The organism is Cupriavidus sp. KB_39 (assembly GCF_052114485.1).
In the GTDB taxonomy this organism is placed as follows: domain Bacteria; phylum Pseudomonadota; class Gammaproteobacteria; order Burkholderiales; family Burkholderiaceae; genus Cupriavidus.
In genome coordinates, this window is sequence record NZ_JBFREV010000043.1 from 43510 (window position 1) to 61428 (window position 17919).

The window sequence follows — 17919 nt, forward strand, 5'->3', positions numbered from 1 at the left end:
CGCGCAATGGCGGGCTCTCTTGCAGCAAGAAGCTGAAACCTCAAATCTCGAGGTTATCGATCAACCGCGTCGCGCCCAGTTTGGCGGCGGTCAGCACGACCAGCGGTTCGCCGGCGGCGAATTCCTCGCGGGTGGGGGCTTGCAGGTTTTCGCGTTTGCGGATGGACACGTAGTCGGGCTTCCAATCGGCAGCGCGAACTGCTTGACCATGCGGCGCACGATCATCAGCTGCTGGTAATCCTTCTTGCCGAACACGGCTACGCGCGGTTGGGCGCACGAGAACAGCTTCATCACCACCGTGCACACGCCCTTGAAGAAGCCGGGGCGGAACTCGCCTTCGAGGATGTCGCCCAGGTCGTGCGGCGGCTCCACGCGGTATTCCTGCGGCTCCGGGTACATGTCGCGCTCGGTGGGCGCGAACAGCACGTAGACGCCTTCCCTCTGCAGCTTTTCGATGTCGTCCTGCAGCGTGCGCGGGTACTTGTCGAAGTCCTCGTTCGGGCCGAACTGCAGCCGGTTGACGAAGATCGATGCCACCACCGGGTCGCCATGCTGGCGGGCCAGGCGCATCAGCGACAGGTGGCCTTCATGCAGGTTGCCCATGGTGGGGACAAACGCCGCGCGATTCTGCCCGCGCAACTGGTCCCGCAGCTCTTGGATAGAGGAAATGACTTTCATGTACGTGGTGTGCTGTCGTGGTAGGAGAGCGCCCGGGTGCGTGCCCGGGGTGCACCGGCTCTTGAAATCGCTGAAACGGGGGATGGCCGGTTGTCGGCGGATTGTAGAGCATCCGCGCCATTCGAAATGCCGCCTCGGCGGCTTGACCCGTGGGAATCAGGTCGGCGTGTACGTCAATCGCACATAAATTGGTGCGAACGGCTCGGCCTGCGTGATCTCGACGAGGGCCTCGCGCGACAGTTCCAGCATGGCGATGAAGTTCACCACCACCACCGGCACGCCCTTGCCGGAGCGGATGGCGTCGTCGAACAGTTCGGTGAACTCCATGAACCTGGAGTGCTGCAAACGCCGCAGGATCTGGCTCATGTGCTCGCGCACGGAGAGTTCCTCGCGCGAGATCTTGTGATGCTGGTTGAGCTTGGCGCGCCGGAGCACGTCAGCCCAGGCGGACTGCAGGTCAATCGTTTCCACGTCCGGGAAACGCGGCGACAGGCTCTGCTCGATATAGACCTGCGAGCGCAGGAAGTCGCGGCCGAGTTGCGGCACGGTGTCCAGCCGCTGCGCGGCCAGCTTCATCTGCTCGTATTCGAGCAGGCGGCGGACCAGTTCGGCGCGGGGATCCTCGGCTTCGTCGTCGCTGTCGGCCTTCTTCACCGGCAGCAGCATGCGCGACTTGATCTCGATCAGCATCGCGGCCATCAGCAGGTATTCGGCAGCCAGCTCGAGGTTGGTCTTGCGGATCTGCTCGATGTACAGAAGATACTGACGCGTCACCTGGGACATCGGGATGTCCAGCACGTTGAAGTTCTGCCTGCGGATCAGGTACAGCAAGAGGTCCAGCGGCCCTTCGAATGCTTCCAGGAAGATCTCGAGCGCGTCGGGCGGGATGTAGAGGTCCTGCGGCAGCTTGAACAGCGGCTCGCCGTACAGGCGCGCGAAGGCCATGCCGTCGACCATGTCGCCGGGGCTGGTCGAGGCCGCACCGCCGGCGGGCGCCACGGTTGGCAGCTCCACGGGCAGCGTCAGCTTTTCCTGCGCGTCTTTCTCGCTCGGATGCATCCGGGTCAGGTCGGGTTCGGGATCGGGCGGGCCGGGATCGGGYTCAATCGGGCTTAGTTGCCCGACGAGTACACRTACGGCTTCTGGGCCACGCGCGAGTCGTTGGCGCGGGCGCGTTCCTCGAGGTCGATCGGGGTCTTGTCCCACAGCAGGGCGCGGCCTTCGCGCTGCTCGGCTTCAAGGGCAGGACGTTCCTGCTTGAGCGTCTTGATGAACTGGGTGATTTCCGATTCGTACATGGCCATGATGAAACTCGCCGCCCGGTGGCGGAGTGGGGGAATAGTGGGGCACGATTTTACCGTATCGGCGACCGGGCAAGGAGGAATCGGCGGACGATGTCCGGGGCGCGAACCGGGAAGCGGCCCCGGGCGCCGGTTTCCGGTGTAATTTGACGCGATTCCGGCGTCGGACGCGGGGCCGGGTGTGGTCAAATAGCGACTTTGCCGGATCGACACGGACGGATGAGGATCGACTTGGGTCACGTGGCCACAAGGAGCGCCGCAAGCCGGGCGTTGCAATGCCCCCCACAGCCCCCCCAAGCCGGGGACGGTTGCCGCGCGCGCCTGCGCCGGGCAGGGCTGGCCCTGATGCTCGGGCTGGCCGGGCTGCTGATCCAGCTGCTGGCGTTCGAGGCGCTGGCCGCCCGCGCCGCCTACAAGGTGGAGATCGAGGCCCCCAAGGTCCTCAAGGACATCCTYGAGGAACACCTCGACCTCGCGCGCTACACCACCCGCACCGACATTTCCGAAGACCAGTTCGCCTACATGGTGGAAACCGTGGGCGAGCAGGTGCGCCAGTTCGCCTCCACCGAGGGCTGGTTCGATCCCGAAACCAAGGCCACCGTGACCGGCGAGGGCGACAGCCGCGTGGTCCATATCAGCGTGGACGCCGGTGCGCGCACGCTGATCCGGCGCGTGGACCTGGAGGTGACCGGCCCGGCCGCCACGCAGAACCCGCAGCAGGTGAACGAGATGCGCGCCAAGTGGGGCCTGCCCGTGGGCGACCCGTTCCGCCAGGCAGACTGGGACAAGGCCAAGGAAGACGCGCTGGTCGCCCTGCAAAGCCATACCTACTATGGCGCGAAGCAGACGGCGTCGCGCGCGCGGGTGGAGCCGGACGAGCATGCCGCCGATTTGTCGGCGCGCTTCGAGAGCGGGCCGGCCTACGTGCTCGGGCCGCTCGAGGTGGAGGGCACGCGCCGCTATCCCGAACAGATCGTCCGCAACGTGAACCCGCTCCGCGAGGGCGAGCCATACCGCGTAGAGCGGCTGCTGGAGTTGCAGCGGGCGATCCAGAACCAGCCGTACTTCTCCAATGTGCAGGTGGATCTGGCCGAGCCGACGCCGGCCGAATCGGCCGAGGCCGCCGCGAAGGACGAGACCGTGGTGGCGCCCGTGAAGGTGCGCGTGCGGGAATATCCGACGCACCGCGTCAGTTCCGGTGTCGGCTTCACCACCGATACCGGCGCGCAGGTGGAAGGCCGCTACTCGTACTACAACCTGTTCAACCGCGCGTGGGTGCTCGACACCCAGGCGCGCATCGAGCAGAAGCGCCAGTACGGCTTTATCGAGGCGGCCATGCCGCCGGACTCGCATACCTACCGCAACAGCATCTACAGCAGCTACGAGCGCACGATCGACATCGAGAGTACCGACCTGACCAGCTGGCGCGCCGGCCTCAAGCGCTCGCGCTCGCGCGAGAAGTACGACACCACCGTGTCGCTCGATTTCTACTACGACAACCTCGTGCCGTTCGGCCAGCCGGAGCAGATCTCGAAGGCGCTCGTGCCGGCCTTCGCCTGGACCCGCCGCGACGTGGACAACCCCGTGTTCCCGCGCCGGGGCAACGTCATCAGCACGCAGATCGGGGTGGCGGCCAAGAATATCCTGAGCGATGCCACCTTCCTGCGCATGTATGGCCGGATTCGCCAGTACGTGCCAGTGGGCAACCGCGACCTGTTCATYGCCCGGCTGGAACTGGGTGCCAATATGACYTCGGCCGATCCGGCGCTGATTCCGGCCTCGCTGCGCTTCCGCGCGGGCGGTACCGATTCCATCCGCGGCTACAGCTACCAGTCGATCGGCACGCCGAACGGCGCCAGCGTGCTGCCGGCGCGCTTCCTGGGCACCGGYAGCCTGGAATACCAGTACTGGTTCAAGCCCGAATGGGGCGTGGCGGCGTTCTGGGACATGGGCACGGCCACCAACGACCTGCACGGCGTGAAGCTCTATCACGGCGTGGGCGTGGGCGCGCGCTGGCGCAGTCCGGTGGGCCCGGTGCAGCTGGACATCGCCTATGGCATCCAGCAGAACCAGTTCCGGCCGCATATCTCGCTTGGGGTGGCGTTCTGATGCATATGGACATGCCACCCGTGCCCCGCCGCAATGAAGATGAACCGCGCGCGCCGCGCCCCCCCCGTCCAATACGCCGCCGCGTCTGGCGAGTGCTCGGCTGGACGCTGGCCGTACTGCTGGCGCTGCTGATCGCCGCCATCGCCACCGCCGTGGTGGCGCTGCGCACCGAGGCCGGCACGCGCCAGCTCTGGACGCTGGCCACGCGCTTCTCCGCCGGCATGCTGGCCGGCRCGTTCGAGGGCGGCACGGTCGTCAGCGGCCTGCGGCTGCGCGATGTGGTCTACGCCAGCGGCGACACGCGCGTCAGCATCGACAAGATCGATAGCCGCTGGAGTGCGACGTGGTCGCCGGCGCGCCTGCATGTGGAATGGCTGCGCCTGGGCAAGATCGACGTGCGCCTGCCGCCGTCCGCGCCCACGCCGGACACCGGGCCGGCGCAGATGCCCAAGTCGCTGGAGTTGCCGCTGGCCATCGACGTCGACACGCTGACGATTGCCGAACTGTCGCTGCTGCAGGGCCCGCCCGCAACGGCCACGCCGCAGGTGTTTTCCGATCTTGCCGGCGCGCTCCATTCCGATGGCATGCGTCACCGCGTGGTGGTGGACAAGCTCGTCACGCCGTACGGCAAGCTGCAGGCCAACGCCCAGATTGCCGGGCAGGCGCCGTTCGCGCTCTCCGCCGAGGCGCTGCTGGAGGGCCATTGGCAGGACGAATCGTTCGCCGTATCGGCCACGGCCAACGGCGCGCTGGACGCCCTGCGCGCCGAGGCGGAAGCCACCGGCGACCGCATCCGCGCGCGGGCCGGCATCGACGTGACGCCGTTCGGCAAGGTGCCGTTCACCCACCTGCTGATCGATGGGGACCGGATCAACCCGCGCCTGTTCAGCCCCACGGCGCCGCAGGCCAACCTGACCGTGCATGCCGAGCTGCGCCCCGTGGAAGCGGTGGCACCGCCGCCGCAGATCGCCCAGCCGGCGCCGGGGCAGTCCACGGCGAGTGCGGTGGCGGCGGCTTCGGCGGCATCGGCCTCCGCGCCGGTGCCACAGCCGGCGCCGCGCACGCGCAACCCGCTGGCCGTGGCTGGCGAGGTCACCGTGCGCAACCTCGATCCCGGCCCCATCGACAAGGAACGGCTGCCGGTGCACAGCGTGCGGGCGCGCGTGGAGGTCAGCGAGATGGCCCAGACGCTGCGCGACCTGCGCATCGCGCTGCCGGGCAAGGCCGAGATCGTCGGGCAGGGTGCGCTGCACGACGGACGCGGCGGCTTCGACCTCGACGTGCACCGGCTCAACGCGGCCGATCTGTATACAACGCTGGTGCCGACCAATCTCTCCGGGCCGGTGATCCTGCGGCTGGAGCCGGGCCGCCAGAGCGTGGCGCTGGACCTGGCCGGCGGCGAACTGAAGCTGTTYGCCGATGCGCGCGTGGACGAAGACGCCGTGACGCTGTCCGCGCTGCGCGCCGGGCTGGGCGCCGGCACGCTGACCGCMGAGGGCAAGCTCGGCCTCAAGGACACCCAGCCGTTCAGCTTCAAGGGCAAGCTGGCCAATTTCGATCCGGCGCGGCTGGCCAAGGTGGCGCCGGGCCGCATCAATGCCGATTTCTCGACCACGGGCTCGCTGGCCARGGTGCTCAGGGTGGCGCTCGATTTCGGTCTGCACGAGAGCGAGTACGCCGGGCTGCCGATGACCGGCACCGGCAAGATCCGGCTTGAGGGCGGGCGGCTGCTGCCCAGCGAGGCGTCCCTGCTGATGGCCGGCAATCAGGTCAACCTGCGCGGCAGCTTCGGCGCGCGCGGCGACCGGCTCAAGGTCAATGTCGATGCCCCGCAACTGGAGCGCCTCAAGTTCGGCGTGGCCGGGCGCGCCAAGCTGGACGCCGAGGTCACCGGCACGCTCAAGCGTCCCGAGGTGGTGGGCGACTACAGCGCGCAGGCGCTGGTGATCGGCCCGCACAAGGTGGCCAGCGCCAGCGGGCATGCCGAACTGCGCGGCGGCCTSGACGGCACCGTGTCCGTGCAACTCGCCGCGCGCGACTATCAGGGGCCGCAGGCCACCGTCCATACGCTCGATGCCAACCTGAGCGGCACGCAGGGCAACCACACCTTCGACGCCAAGGCGGCCGGCACGGTGAACCGCCAGCCGATGCAGCTGACGCTGGCTGGCCAGGGCGCGTGGCAAGGTGACAAGGGCTGGAACGGCACCATCCGCACGCTCGACTTGCGCGGCACGACCATCGTGCGGCTGGCGGCGCCGACGCAGCTGCTGGTGGCGGACCAGCACATCCGGCTCGGGCAGGCGCGGCTGTTGTTCGAGCGCGCCACGGCCAACATCGACGGATTCGAGTTCGACCATGGCCGCATCCGCACGCAGGGCAATCTCGATGGGGTCGAGGTGGCCAATATCTTGAAACTGATGCAAACGCTGACCGGGGAGCCGCCGCCGCTGCGCTCGGACCTCGTGCTGGACGGCCGCTGGAACCTGAACCTGGCCGAGACGGCGACCGGGTTTGCCGAGATCCGCCGGCGCAGTGGCGACGCCTCGATCAGCGCCGGGCGGGGCTGGACCACGCTGGGGCTGGGCGAGACCGCGCTGCGCGCCGAGTTCGTTGGCAACCGGGTCACGTTGCGCGGCGGCACCACGGCGGCACGGATCGGCAAGATCGACGTCGATGCGTCGGCAGGGCTGGTGCAGGAGCAGGGGCTGCTGACCGTGGGGCCGGCTTCGACGCTGGCCGGCACAGTGTCGGCGGACATCCCCCGGTTGAAGTCGCTGGAATCCCTGACCGGCCCGCAGTACGCGTTCGAGGGCAAGCTGGCCGCCGCGATGCGGCTCGGCGGCACGGTCGGCAATCCGCTGCTGACCGGCACCCTGGACGGCAGCGAGATCGCCGTGACGCTGTATGACCAGGGTATCCGCCTGACCGACGGCGTGGTCCATATCGTGCTCGACCAGAACACGGTGGAAATGAAGGAAGTGCGATTCCGGGGCGGAGACGGCACGCTGGTGGCTACCGGCAACGTCAAGCTGGGCGAGACCGACCCGAACCTCACCGCCAAGATCGTGGCCGACAAGCTCCAGCTATTTGCCAGCCCCGAGCGCACGCTGATCGTCTCGGGCGAGGCCGGCATCGCCAACGAGAACAAACAGATTGCGATACGCGGCAAGTTCCGCGTCGATCGTGGCCTGTTCGACCTGCCCAAGTCCGGCGCGCCGGTGCTCGGCGACGACGTGGTGGTGGTGCGCCGCAGCGACCAGCGCGAACTCAAGACCGCCGCCACGCCGGTGGTGCCCGAGTCCCAGCCGGCAAGCCGCTTCAGCCCGCTGATCGACATCACCGTGGATCTGGGCGACGACTTCCGCTTCCGGGGCGCCGGCGCGGACATCAAGCTCGCGGGCCAGCTCGGCGTGAAGAGCGAGCCGCTGGCGCCGATGCGCGCCACGGGAACGGTGCGCGTGGTGGATGGCACGTACGAGGCGTTCGGCCGCAAGCTCAACATCGAGCGCGGCATCATCAACTTCAACGGGCCGATCGACAATCCGAACATCAACATCCGCGCCATGCGCCGCAACCAGGAGGTGGAGGCGGGCGTGGAGGTTACCGGCACGGTGCGGATTCCGCGCGTGCGGCTGGTGTCGGAGCCGAATGTGCCGGAGGAAGACAAGCTGTCTTGGCTGATGTTCGGCTACGGSGCGGAGAGCGCCGGGGCGGGCCAGCAGCGGCAGTTGAGCGGCGGCGCGCTCGGTGGCGCGGCGCTGGGCATGATCGGCGGCCGGGCGGGGAAGGGCATCGTCTCGCACCTCGGCATCGACGAATTCTCGATCGGGCCGTCCACGGCGGGCCTGAACGACCAGCAGGTGGTCAGCGTCGGCAAGGCCGTGACCGAGCAGATCTCCGTGGGCTACGAGCAGAGCCTGACGTCGGCGTCGAACGTGGTGAAGCTGACCTGGGCGTTCTCGCGCCGCTGGTCGCTGATTGCCAAGGGCGGGTCGATCAACGGGCTGTCGGTGCTTTTCAACCGCCGCTTCAATAACTGGAGTAGCCTGTTTGCCGCCGAMCCACCGCGCCGGTCCACGGCTGCCGACGCTGGCACCGCGTCGGCCAGCGAGCCGGCCGGCGACCCTGTGGAAGCCATCAAGCGATAACCACCATGACCTTCACTTACGCGTCGCGCAGACGCCTTGCCACCATGGGACTGATTGCCTCCTTGCTTGCGCTGGTCGGCTGCGACCAGCAGAAAGTGGACGAAGCGATGAAAAAGGCCGGCAACGTGGCCCGCGRCACGTGGAACAGCGTGAAGCCGGACAGCCAGCTATTCAAGGGCATCGAGATCGGCAAATCGACCGAGGATGACGTGCGCCGCCAGGCCGGCAAGCCCGAGATCGTGTGGGAGGAGGCCGATGGCGGCAAGCGGCTGGAGTACCCGCGCGGGCCCGAGGGCGTGACCACGTGGATGGTGACCACCGCGCCGGACGGCACCGTGCGCACCATCGAACAGGTGCTGACGGCCGAGAACTTCCAGCGCGTGCGCCCCGGCATGAGCCAGGACGGCATCCGGCGCATGCTCGGCAAGCCGACCAAGGTGGAGGCGTTCGCGCTGAAGCAGGAGGAGGTGTGGGGCTATCGCTGGCAGGAGTCGCCCGCGGACCGGGCGTTCTTCAACGTCCACTTCAACAGCCAGGGCGTGGTGACCACCACGTCACGCAGCGACGACCCGTCGCGGCAGGGGGGATGAAGTCTTTTCTCCCCTCTCCATTGGGAAGAGGGGAGCGAACACACGGTAGGCGAACTTAGCCGATCCGCATGCCCGGTACCGCGCCGCTGTGCGGTTCCAGGATGTACAGGCCCGGATTGGCCTTCTCGTCGGCCGCCGAGGCTGCCAGCACCATGCCTTCGGACATGCCGAACTTCATCTTGCGCGGCGCCAGGTTGGCCACCATCACGGTCAGCTTGCCCACCAGCTGCTCCGGCGTGTAGGCCGACTGGATGCCCGAGAACACGTTGCGGGTCTTGCCTTCGCCCACGTCCAGCGTCAGTTGCAGCAGCTTGCTGGAGCCTTCCACCTTCTCGCACGCCACGATCTTCGCCACGCGCAGGTCGATCTTCGCGAAATCATCGATCGTGATGGTGTCGCCGATCGGCTCGATGCCGGCCGGGGCGCCTTGGGCACCATCAGCGCCAGCCGGGGCGGCGGTGGCCTGGAGCGAGTCGCGGTTGGCAGCCACCAGCGCCTCGATCTGCTTGGTGTCGACGCGGGTCATCAGGTGGGCGTACGGCTGCACCGGACGGTCGGCCGACAGTTGCTTGTCGATGGCGCGCCAGTCCAGCGGCTCGATGTTCAGGAAGCGCTCCACGCCGGCGGCCATGGCCGGCACCACGGGCTTCAGGTAGACCGTCAGCAGGCGGAAGGCTTCGAGCGAGACCGAGCAGGCTGCGTGCAGCGCATCGCGCTTCGCCTCGTCCTTGGCCAGCTCCCACGGCTTGTTGGCGTCCACGAAGCCGTTCACGGCATCGGTCAGCTCCATCACCAGGCGCAGTGCCTTGCTGTACTCGCGGCCCTCGTAGAAGGCGGCGAGCTGCGGCGCGGCCTGGCGCAGCTGCACCAGCAGCGGGTTGCCGAGCGCGGCCTCGTTGACCTTGCCGTCGAAGCGCTTGACCAGGAAGCCCGCCGCACGGCTGGCGATGTTCACGTACTTGCCGATCAGGTCGCTGTTCACGCGGGCGACGAAGTCGTCCAGGTTCAGGTCCAGGTCTTCCATGCTCGCGTTGAGCTTCGCCGCGAAGTAGTAGCGCAGCCATTCCGGGTTCATGCCGGTGTCGATATAGCTCTGCGCGGTGATGAAGGTGCCGCGCGACTTGCTCATCTTGGCGCCATCCACCGTCAGGAAGCCGTGCGCGAAGACGTTGGTCGGCGTGCGGTAGCCCGAGAAACGCAGCATGGCCGGCCAGAACAGCGTGTGGAAGTACAGGATGTCCTTGCCGATGAAGTGGTACTGCTCGGCGGTGGAGTGCGGGCCGACCCAGGCGTCGAAGTCGATGCCCTTCTTTTCCGCCAGGTTCTTGAAGCTGGCGTAGTAGCCGATCGGGGCGTCCAGCCAGACGTAGAAGTACTTGCCCGGGGCACCCGGGATCTCGAAGCCGAAGTACGGGGCGTCACGCGAGATGTCCCAGTCGCTCAGCGTGGAGGCCTCGCCTTCGCCGCCCAGCCATTCCTGCATCTTGTTGGCGGCTTCCGGCTGAGCCAGGTCGGCCACCCACTCGCGCAGGAAGCTCTCGCAGCGCGGATCGGACAGCTTGAAGAAGAAGTGCGTCGACGTCTTGCGCACCGGCGTGGCACCGGAGACCACCGAATACGGGTTCTTCAGGTCGGTCGGCACGTAAGTTGTGCCGCATACYTCACATGAATCGCCATATTGGTCCTTGGCGCCGCACTTCGGGCACTCGCCCTTGATGAAGCGGTCCGGCAGGAACATGTTCTTGACGGGGTCGTAGAACTGCTCCACCTCGCGCTCGGCGATCAGGTCCTCGGCCTTCAGGGCCAGGTAGATCTTCTCGCAGAGCTGGCGGTTTTCCTCGGCGTCGGTGCTGTAGTAGTTGTCGAAAGAGACCAGGAAGCTGTCGAAATCGCGCTTGTGCTCGSTCCAGACGCGGTCGATCAGCTGTTTCGGGCTGATGCCTTCCTTCTCGGCGCGCAGCATGACCGGCGTGCCATGGGTGTCGTCGGCGCCCACGTAATAGACCTCGTTGCCCATCATGCGCTGGAACCGGACCCAGATGTCGGTCTGGATGTATTCCACCAGATGGCCGATGTGGATCTGGCCGTTGGCGTACGGCAGGGCGGATGTGACGAGGATGCGACGTGCGGTCATGAAGGAGGCCGGGGAATGATGATGAGGTCCGGCGGGCCGCCGGAGGGCGGGCGCGAGGACGGAAAGCGGCTATTTTAGCAAGCGGGGCGCCGGCGCGTCCGGAATCGGCATTGCAAACCGTTCGACCAAAAAAAAAGCGCCGGTTGGTACCGGCGCAGCTTTCCACAACGGAAAAGGAGGAGAAATCAGATACCGCCCGGGAGGTCAGCCACCCATCGCGAGCCAGCAACGGTGGCAAGCGGTATCTGAACGGTATGACCCGCTCACCCCTGAATTGGTTTCAAGAAAATTTCGACTCGTCGATTTTGGGCCCGGCCAGCCTCGGTGGCGTTGTCCGCCACGGGCTGCGTCTGGCCCCGGCCCTCGGCGCTCAGGCGGTTCCGGGCGACGCCGCGGTCACCCAGGTACGACGCCACGCTCTGGGCGCGGCGCTGCGAGAGCTGCATGTTGTAGTTCGGGTTGCCGGTGCTGTCCGTATGGCCCACCACGTTGGCGACCACGTCCTGGTGCTGGCCCAGGGTCTGCGACACCTGGTCGAGCACCGAGCGGAACGACGGCTTGATGCTCGCGCTGTCCGTATCGAACGTCACCTGGCTCGGGATATTCACCTTGAGCGAGCCGTCCGGCTGCTCGGTGATCTGGGTGCCCGTGCCCGCCGTGTCCTTGCTCAGCTTGCCGCGGATGGCATTCCAGTTGTAGCCGGTGGCCCCGCCCACGGCACCGCCCACCGCCGCGCCCACGAGCGTGCCAGTGGTGTTGCCGCCGATCAGGTTGCCCAGGCCGGCACCCACGGCCGCGCCCACGCCAGTGCCGACCGCGGTATGGGTCTGCTGCTCCGTGGCGCAACCGGCCAGGGCTGCGGCAACGGCGAGCGAGACGGTGACGAGCTTGAATCTCATGCTTTCTCCTTCTGATGACATGCTGGGATATTTCACAAATGTTCGGCCAACGGCATACCGCATGGTAACTGCATCCGCCGGATTGACGCATCGAGCGCCCACAAGTTTCATCATGCGTTTGAAAACAAGCAGGACGATGGGGGCCGGGCGCCTTGCCGGCGTTGCCCCAGGCGGGTGGCCGGGCACTGGCGCACTACAATAGGGACATGGCAGCACCCGCACAAGGGCAAAGGTGTCAGAGATGTAAATGTCTGTAATTCCACACTCGATGGAGGGGATCTCGCCCGGCGCTATCGCGCCCCTGGCTGCTCCTTCATACTTTGATACATTACGCGCCTAATCCCCACCGACCTATATAAAGAAGCGGAGTCTGCCTTGAGCCTCACCATTGAACAGGTAACCGATGCCCTGCGCACCGTGATCGATCCCAACACGGCCCGCGACCTGGTGTCCACGCGCTCCGCCCGCAACGTGCGGGTGGACGGCGGCGATGTCTCGGTGGAAGTGGAACTGGGCTATCCGGGCAAGAGCCAGATCGAACCGATCCGCAAGCTCGTGATTGGCGCGCTGCGCACCCTGCCCGGCGTGACCAACGTCAGCGTGACCGTGACCATGAAGATCGTGGCCCACGCGGTGCAGCGCGGCGTGAAGCTGCTGCCGGGCGTGAAGAACGTGATTGCGGTGGCCTCGGGCAAGGGCGGGGTGGGCAAGTCCACSACGGCCGTGAACCTGGCACTGGCGCTGGCCGCCGAGGGCGCCCGCGTGGGCATGCTCGATGCCGATATCTACGGCCCGAGCCTGCCGATGATGCTGGGCATCGACGGCCGCCCCGAGTCGGCCGACGGCCAGACCATGGAGCCGCTGGAGGGCCACGGCCTGCAGGCCAACTCGATCGGCTTCCTGATCGAGCAGGACAATCCGATGGTGTGGCGCGGCCCGATGGTCACGTCCGCCCTGGAACAACTGCTGCGCCAGACCAACTGGCACGACCTGGACTACCTGATCGTCGACATGCCGCCGGGCACCGGCGATATCCAGYTGACSCTGTCGCAGAAGGTGCCGGTGACCGGCGCCGTGATCGTGACCACGCCGCAGGACATCGCGCTGCTGGACGCCCGCAAGGGGCTCAAGATGTTCGAGAAGGTCGGCATTCCGATCCTCGGCATCGTCGAGAACATGGCGGTCTACTGCTGCCCGAACTGCGGCCACGTCGAGCATATCTTCGGCGAAGGCGGCGGCGACAAGATGAGCAGCGAGTATGGCGTGGACCTGCTCGGCAGCCTGCCGCTGAACCTGTCGATCCGCGAACAGGCCGATTCCGGCCGCCCCACCGTGGTGGCCGAGCCGGATAGTCCGATTGCCGGGATCTACCGCGAAGTGGCGCGCAAGGTCGCCATCAAAGTGGCTGATAAGGCRCGTGACATGACGAACAAGTTCCCGAGCATCGTGGTGCAGAACACCTGAGGCCGGCCGCCGCCATGGACGAAACCCTTCCCGCATCGCCTGTCTCGCCCGAGACCCCGCCGGCTGGCCGGCCTGGGGTCACCATGGCCGTGGTGATGCGCAAGGTGCCACTGGCCAACCGTTGGCAGCCCTGGAAGTGGGAGCTGGACGCGGTGCTGCCGGACCTGGGCGAGTACGGCGCCGCGCCGCTGCGGCTCGATGCCGACAGCCACGGCGCGCGCTGGCTCTATCCGGGCCATCCCGTGACGCTGTATCGCGACGAGGGCGAGGGCTACTACCTGAACCTGACCTCGACCACGCCGTGCTGGTTCGTGCTGTGGCGCATGGCCGAGGAGCCCGATGCCGATGGCGAGACCCGCGCGGTGCCGGTGACGGTGACGCTCTCCTACAACGAGGCCGGGCGCTGGCTCGATGCCGGCGAAAGCGTGGAGAACGTGCCGCTGGAACCCGCGCAGCGCGAGTGGCTCGAAGCGTTCACGCAGGAAAACTATCGCCCCGAGCCCAAGAAACGGCGCCGTCCGGAGTCCTTCAAGGCGCCGGAAGACCGCGCGCGGTACTGACCGGCCCCGGACCCTGCCATGAGCGACGCCGATTCCTCCTTCCTCTCGCGCTGGTCGCGCCGCAAGACCGCCGTGCGCGAGGGCCAGCCGGTGCCCGCCGAGCCGGCGCTGGTGCCTGAAGCCACCCCGGCGGCGTTAGCGGAATCCCCCGCTGCGCCACCTGCCGACACCCAGGAAGCCGCGCCGCTGCCCACCCTGGCCGACGTGGCGCTGCTGCAGCCGGGCGACAACATCGCCCGCTTCGTGGCGCGTGGCGTGGACGAGACGGTCAAGCGCGCCGCGCTGAAGACCCTGTTTGCCGATCCGCACTTCAATGTGATGGACGGGCTGGACACCTATATCGACGACTACGGCAAGCCGGACCCGATTCCGCTCGATGTGCTGCGCCGCATGACCCAGTCGSAGACGCTCGGGTTGTTCGACCCGATCGAGGAAGAGGAAAAGGAAGGGGAAGCGAAAGAGAAAAAGGAAACGGAGGGGGAGGGCGAGATGGCGGCCGATTCCAAGGCGCTGGAAGCCGAGRAATCCMCGGAAACCGAGGTCGCGCAAGCCCAATCCGCGCCYGACCTCCCCGCCGACACCCCCGCCGACACCCCCGCCGACATCGCCATCCCGCCCCTCCCTGCGGATAAACGCGCGTAGCCCTGCGCCGCGTGTGGGCCTAGAATGGGCCACCCCTACAAATCCGCCGACCGGACGATCCTCCACCACGAAGAGGCGCCGGGCCGGCAAGCAGTCTTGCCCCATGCCGACGCTGATCTGCAATTGCAACGACACCATGCCGCTTGACGGGGCGGCACTGTCCGATGCCTCTGGTTCCCTGAAGGTCCACCGCCTGCTGTGCCGGCGTGAAATCGGCGATTTCCGCCGGGCGCTCGATGGCGCGGAAGACGTCATCGTAGCCTGCACCCAGGAAAGCCCGTTGTTCACCGAGGTGGCTGGCGCTGCGCGCGAGGGCGGTGTKGTCACCGCGCCGGTGCGCTTYGTCAATATCCGCGAGACCGGCGGGTGGTCGCAGGGCGCGCGCCGTGACCCGGCCACCGCCAACGCCAAGATCGCCGCCCTGCTGGCTGCCGCCGCGCTCCCCGAGCCCGACCCGGTGGCGGTGGTGGACTACCGCTCGCACGGCGCCGTCCTGGTACTGGGCCCGGCCGCGCGGGCGCTGCCCTGGGCGGGCCGGCTCACCGAGGCCGGCCTCGAAGTCACCGTGCTGCTGACCGGCGCATCGATCAGCGATGTGACGCCGCCCGCCAGCCGCGCGTGGCCCGTCCACAGCGGCACGCTGGCCGGCCTGACCGGCTGGCTCGGCAACTTCACGGCCAGCTGGCGGACCGGCGCCGGCCAGAGCAACCCGATCGACCTCGACCTCTGCACGCGCTGCAACGCCTGCGTCGATGCCTGCCCGGAAGGGGCGATCGACTTCAGCTACCAGATCGACCTGGACCGCTGCCGCGACCATCGCGACTGCGTGAAGGCCTGCGGCGCGGCGGCGGCGATCGACTTCGACCGGCCTGCCGCCACTACCGAGGCGCGCTTCGACCTAGTGTTCGACCTCAACGACGCCCCGGCCTTCGCCATGCACCAGCCCCCGCAGGGCTACCTGCACGCGGGCGCCGACGTGGCGCGCCAGCATGCCCACGCGCTGCAACTGCAACAACTGGTGGGTGAGTTCGAGAAGCCCAAGTTCTTCCGCTACAAGGAAAGCCTGTGCGCCCACGGCCGTAACCAGACCACCGGCTGCACCGCATGTATCGACATTTGCTCGACGCAGGCGATTGGCTCGCGGTGGCGCGATGGCAAGGGTTCCATCGAGGTCACGCCCAATCTCTGCATGGGCTGCGGCGCCTGCACCACGGTCTGCCCGACTGGCGCCATCAGCTACGCCTATCCCGGCCCCGAGGCGCTTGGCGAGCGGCTGCGCACGCTGGTCTCGACTTACAACGCCGCCGGCGGCCGTGATGCCGTGCTGCTACTGCATGGCGAGGAGTATGGAAATCCGGCCATCCTGGCGCTGGGCCGCGCGGCCCGGGCCGGGCAGGCGCGCGGCGTGCCGCCCAACGTGATTCCCGTGCCGCTGTTCCACCCGGCTGCCACCGGCATCGAACTCTGGCTGGCGGCGCTGAGCTGGGGCGCGGGCGGCGTGGCCGTGTTGCTGACCGGCGACGAGGCCCCGCAGTACCGCGCCGCGCTGGTCGAACAGATGRATGTGGCGCGCGCCATTGTCGAAGGGCTGGGCTATCGCGGGTTGCGGCTGACGCTCGTGGAAGCGGGCGACGTGGGCGGGCTGGATGCCGGCCTCGCCGCGCTCGCCAGTCCCCCGTCGCGCGTGACCGCGCCGCCGCCGGCCAGCTTCCGCGCGGCGCTGGCCAAGCGCGAGACGCTCGACTTCGCCATCGACCATCTCGCCCGCCATGCCCCGGTGCCGGCCGAAGTGGTGCCGCTGCCCGCCGGCGCGCCGCTGGGCGCCATTACCGTGGACACGGGCCGCTGCACGCTGTGCATGGCCTGCGTGGGCGCGTGTCCGTCCAACGCGCTGCGCGACAACGCCGAGCGCCCGGTGCTGGCCTTTATCGAACGCAACTGCGTGCAGTGCGGGCTGTGCGAGACCACCTGCCCGGAGGACGCCATCGCGCTGGTGCCGCGCCTGCTGACGGGCGAGGGCGCCCGSCGCACGGTGACGCTGAACGAGACSCAGCCGTTCCATTGCATCCGCTGCGCCAAGCCGTTCGGCACCGCCCAGATGGTGCAGTCGATGCTGGTGCGACTGGCCGGCCACCCGGCCTTCGCGGGCGCCAACGCGGACCGGCTGAAGATGTGTGCCGATTGCCGCGTGGTGGACATGATCGAAAAAGACACCGGCGCGACGCGCGGGGCCACGCTCCAGTAACGCCAGTCGCCCCGCAGGGTGCGGCCGACCAGACCTATCAAGACATGACTGATTTCCAGCCGATTCAGCTGATCCCGCCCGCGCCGGCCCCCGGCGAGCCCGACGCCGAGGACATGGCCCGCGCGGACCTCTACGGCCTGCTGGCCACGCTGTTCTTCCAGCCGCCCGATGCCGCGCTGCTCCACCATATCGCCGCCAACCGCGCCAATGCCGAGGACGCCCGCACGGTGCTGGGCCAGGCCTGGAACGCATTGTGCGACGCAGCATCGACGACCACCGCCGAGGAAGCCGCCGACGAGTACGCGCGCCTGTTCGTCGGCGTGGGCAAGCAGGAGGTCTTCCTGTACGGCTCCTATTACCTGGCCGGCTTCCTGAACGAACGCCCGCTGGTGGCGCTGCGCGACGACCTGGCCCGCTACGGGCTGGCGCGGCACGAGGGCATCAGCGAGACCGAGGACCACATCGCCACACTGTGCGAGGTCATGCGCTTCCTGGTGGCGGGGGATGATGTGGCGGTCTGCAACGCCGGCGAGCAGCAGCGCTTCTTTGCCCGCCATATGCAGCCGTGGATGGAGCGACTCTGCGRCGCGCTGGGCGAGCACCCGCAGGCGCAGTTCTACCGCAGTGCGGCAGAACTGCTGCGCGCGTTCACCGGCGTGGAGGCGGTGGCGCTGGAGATGCATTGAGGCAGGGCGATTGTGTGAAAGCCGTGTGAAAGGCCAACGCAAGCACCGGGTTTATCCGCAGTTTGAGGATTTTCCGATTGACAGTGTGGTCTTTCATTTCGCTTCAATCTAGAATATGCAAGACAAGGCATAAATAGATCATCCATCGGTCACGCAAAGCCGACAGGAGCCCCCATGAAAGACAAGCAATCCCGGGTCGCACGCCGGACCTTCCTGGCCGGGGCTGGCGTGGTTGCCGCTGCCGGTGCCGCCGCTGTGGCCACGCGCGGGCAATCGGCGCTGGCCGATGCCCTCGCGCCGCCCACCACCGCCGATGCGGCCGATCCCGCGCCCGACAGCCAGGGCTACCGGGTCTCCGCCCATATCCGCAAGTACTACCGCACCACGCTGATCTAGACCTGGGCGCCCGCACGGCGTGCCGGCTGGCGCGCCTTGTCTCTCGTCCCCCCTCTTTCGCCGAGGC

13 protein-coding genes and 1 pseudogene are annotated in these 17919 nt (G+C 67.7%); 9 read left to right on the top strand and 5 right to left on the bottom strand.

The window, feature by feature from the left end; translation table 11 throughout:
- Nucleotides 1–40: 40 nt before the first annotated feature.
- The 3 genes and pseudogenes from AB4Z27_RS24680 to AB4Z27_RS24690 all read right to left on the bottom strand — a co-directional run bounded on the left by AB4Z27_RS24680 (nt 41) and on the right by AB4Z27_RS24690 (nt 1982).
- A pseudogene (locus AB4Z27_RS24680) lies at nt 41–678 on the bottom strand (4-phosphopantoate--beta-alanine ligase).
- A gap of 156 nt (nt 679–834) precedes the next feature.
- Entirely contained in the window at nt 835–1737 is a 903-nt protein-coding gene (locus AB4Z27_RS24685) for a segregation and condensation protein A (RefSeq protein WP_092290703.1), read from the bottom strand.
- A gap of 53 nt (nt 1738–1790) precedes the next feature.
- Nucleotides 1791–1982 (bottom strand): DUF3460 family protein, encoded by a 192-nt coding sequence (locus tag AB4Z27_RS24690; protein ID WP_092290701.1) that lies wholly within the window; start codon nt 1980–1982, stop codon nt 1791–1793.
- Nucleotides 1983–2324: 342 nt separating this feature from the next.
- Between AB4Z27_RS24690 and AB4Z27_RS24695 the strand changes: the two genes are divergently transcribed.
- The 3 genes from AB4Z27_RS24695 to bamE are packed head-to-tail and all read left to right on the top strand — an operon-like array spanning nt 2325 to nt 8826.
- Nucleotides 2325–4088, top strand: a complete 1764-nt coding sequence (locus tag AB4Z27_RS24695) for an autotransporter assembly complex protein TamA (protein WP_441645503.1) — start codon at nt 2325–2327, stop codon at nt 4086–4088.
- Nucleotides 4088–8236 carry a translocation/assembly module TamB domain-containing protein gene (locus AB4Z27_RS24700; protein ID WP_441645489.1) on the top strand — a complete coding sequence of 1383 codons (4149 nt, stop codon included), beginning with the start codon at nt 4088–4090 and terminating at the stop codon, nt 8234–8236. Before AB4Z27_RS24695 ends, AB4Z27_RS24700 begins: the two co-directional genes overlap by 1 nt.
- Before the next feature lie 44 nt (nt 8237–8280).
- On the top strand, nt 8281–8826 hold the full coding sequence (gene bamE / locus AB4Z27_RS24705) for an outer membrane protein assembly factor BamE domain-containing protein (RefSeq protein WP_441645504.1): 546 nt from the start codon (nt 8281–8283) through the stop codon (nt 8824–8826).
- Nucleotides 8827–8881: 55 nt separating this feature from the next.
- On the opposite strand, the gene metG is transcribed toward bamE, so the two are convergent.
- Both metG and AB4Z27_RS24715 read right to left on the bottom strand, forming a co-directional pair.
- The gene (gene metG, locus AB4Z27_RS24710; RefSeq protein WP_441645490.1) at nt 8882–10960 is read right to left on the bottom strand and encodes a methionine--tRNA ligase; all 2079 of its coding nucleotides are present in this window, start codon (nt 10958–10960) and stop codon (nt 8882–8884) included.
- A gap of 263 nt (nt 10961–11223) precedes the next feature.
- Nucleotides 11224–11859, bottom strand: a complete 636-nt coding sequence (locus AB4Z27_RS24715) for an OmpA family protein (protein ID WP_092290695.1) — start codon at nt 11857–11859, stop codon at nt 11224–11226.
- Nucleotides 11860–12234: 375 nt separating this feature from the next.
- Here AB4Z27_RS24715 and apbC point away from each other — a divergent pair, with 375 nt between their 5' ends.
- The 6 genes from apbC to AB4Z27_RS24745 all read left to right on the top strand — a co-directional run bounded on the left by apbC (nt 12235) and on the right by AB4Z27_RS24745 (nt 17852).
- Complete coding sequence (gene apbC, locus AB4Z27_RS24720; RefSeq protein WP_092290693.1) at nt 12235–13323, top strand: iron-sulfur cluster carrier protein ApbC; 1089 nt, start codon at nt 12235–12237, stop codon at nt 13321–13323.
- A gap of 14 nt (nt 13324–13337) precedes the next feature.
- On the top strand, nt 13338–13883 hold the full coding sequence (locus AB4Z27_RS24725; RefSeq protein ID WP_092290691.1) for a DUF3305 domain-containing protein: 546 nt from the start codon (nt 13338–13340) through the stop codon (nt 13881–13883).
- 18 nt (nt 13884–13901) lie between these two features.
- Entirely contained in the window at nt 13902–14525 is a 624-nt protein-coding gene (locus tag AB4Z27_RS24730) for a DUF3306 domain-containing protein (RefSeq protein WP_441645491.1), read from the top strand.
- Between the two features lie 103 nt (nt 14526–14628).
- Nucleotides 14629–16770, top strand: a complete 2142-nt coding sequence (locus AB4Z27_RS24735) for a 4Fe-4S binding protein (RefSeq protein ID WP_441645492.1) — start codon at nt 14629–14631, stop codon at nt 16768–16770.
- A 44-nt stretch (nt 16771–16814) separates the two neighbouring features.
- Entirely contained in the window at nt 16815–17456 is a 642-nt protein-coding gene (locus AB4Z27_RS24740) for a TorD/DmsD family molecular chaperone (protein WP_441645493.1), read from the top strand.
- Nucleotides 17457–17630: 174 nt separating this feature from the next.
- Complete coding sequence (locus AB4Z27_RS24745) at nt 17631–17852, top strand: formate dehydrogenase (RefSeq protein ID WP_092290683.1); 222 nt, start codon at nt 17631–17633, stop codon at nt 17850–17852.
- Nucleotides 17853–17919: the final 67 nt, after the last annotated feature.

Bases quoted from the DNA above. Each gene is read 5' to 3' on its own strand.
- AB4Z27_RS24725 (WP_092290691.1), top strand. From the start codon at position 13,338: ATGGACGAAACCCTTCCCGCATCGCCTGTCTCGCCCGAGACCCCGCCG.
- AB4Z27_RS24685 (WP_092290703.1), bottom strand. From the start codon at position 1,737: ATGCATCCGAGCGAGAAAGACGCGCAGGAAAAGCTGACGCTGCCCGTG.
- AB4Z27_RS24745 (WP_092290683.1), top strand. From the start codon at position 17,631: ATGAAAGACAAGCAATCCCGGGTCGCACGCCGGACCTTCCTGGCCGGG.
- AB4Z27_RS24715 (WP_092290695.1), bottom strand. From the start codon at position 11,859: ATGAGATTCAAGCTCGTCACCGTCTCGCTCGCCGTTGCCGCAGCCCTG.